This window comes from Laceyella sediminis, from assembly GCF_003003125.1.
Lineage (GTDB): Bacteria > Bacillota > Bacilli > Thermoactinomycetales > Thermoactinomycetaceae > Laceyella > Laceyella tengchongensis.
The window spans coordinates 1-1,158 of sequence record NZ_PVTZ01000044.1 but is presented as its reverse complement, the minus strand read 5'-3'; the positions used below and the strand labels follow the sequence as shown (position 1 = coordinate 1,158).

General features: G+C 37.0%; 2 protein-coding genes. Both read left to right on the top strand.

Going from position 1 to position 1,158, the window contains the following annotated elements; all coding sequences use genetic code 11:
- Nucleotides 1–417, top strand: a 417-nt coding sequence (locus tag CLV36_RS17495) for a hypothetical protein (protein WP_181353124.1), incomplete at its 5' end; no start/stop codon positions are given.
- A gap of 322 nt (nt 418–739) precedes the next feature.
- On the top strand, nt 740–1,158 hold a 419-nt coding region (locus tag CLV36_RS16900; protein ID WP_146130671.1), incomplete at its 3' end, for a hypothetical protein.

Here is a 1,158-nt window from a genome sequence, read left to right as displayed (position 1 = left end):
TACGAAATTACGACGCTCAATAATCAATTGGATCGTATTTTGTCTGTTTTGGAGATTCCATTTGATCGATATCAGGTTGAAAAAAAGTTTGAGGAGGCTTGGGAATCAGAAGATCGATTTACGAATTTAGTTATTTCTCACCCTGAGGATGAAAACATTTTCTTGTTGTACCATATCGATTTTAATACTCCTGATTATGATTGCCTCATTATTCGTGGGAAGAAAGAAAACAAAAAACAGATTCAAAAAGTGTTTGTAGAAGAATGGATGTGTACATCGGGACCGAAATATCCACCAGGTTTTGATATTGATGAGTATTTTAGTGATATGATTGAAAAAATAGTAAGCCTAATTGGTGCAATGATTAAAGAGAATAACTTGGATCTCCATTGGTTTCGAATTAATGAAGAAAACTAATTAAGATGATCGGGGCTTCGGGGCTTCTTACAATTGAAGTCCTTATTATTTTTATATGAGAGTGTTTCATATACGGATAGTTAGTAGCCATTAAGATGCGCCAACTTTAAGACAGTTAATCTGGCCGTGAACGGATCCCTTCTTGATTAAATATGTGCTTTCTGCACCTATTTGTTTGAAATAAATTGCACATAAGTTTTAAAAAAAGGTACGCATCAGTAAGTTGTAAAGAGTCACCAGTGTGGGAATTTGACTTTTTTCTCATGTTATATCAAGTTATGACTTCAGAAATGAAGGTGGTTTAAGTGAAGGAGGAATATCATTGTTTAAGGACAAGTGGAAGATAGCTACTATTCTATTTCTACTATTTGTCATAAATTTATCTATACCCCATTTAACATTTGCGCAGACCCATCCATGGTTGGGCACAAAATCAGAGCAGATATTGCTTGCAGATGGCATTGAATTACCAACGATTCCGAGCAATGACCCCATTGAGATACCGAAAGTAGAGATACCGAGTGATCCAATTGAGATACCCAAAGTGAAGATACCGGAAAATAAGGTTGAGGTGCCGAAGACGGAAATTCCTAAAGCCCCGGTGCAAGAATCGACCGGTTTTATTGATCAACTATTGAAATGGCTACAAAAGCAGTTGTCCTTGATTTTAGCGCTGCTGTGTCTGGGGCTGGGTTTGTTTTTACTAAGTACCAACCCCCTTGTAGGCACTTCGATCGTGAT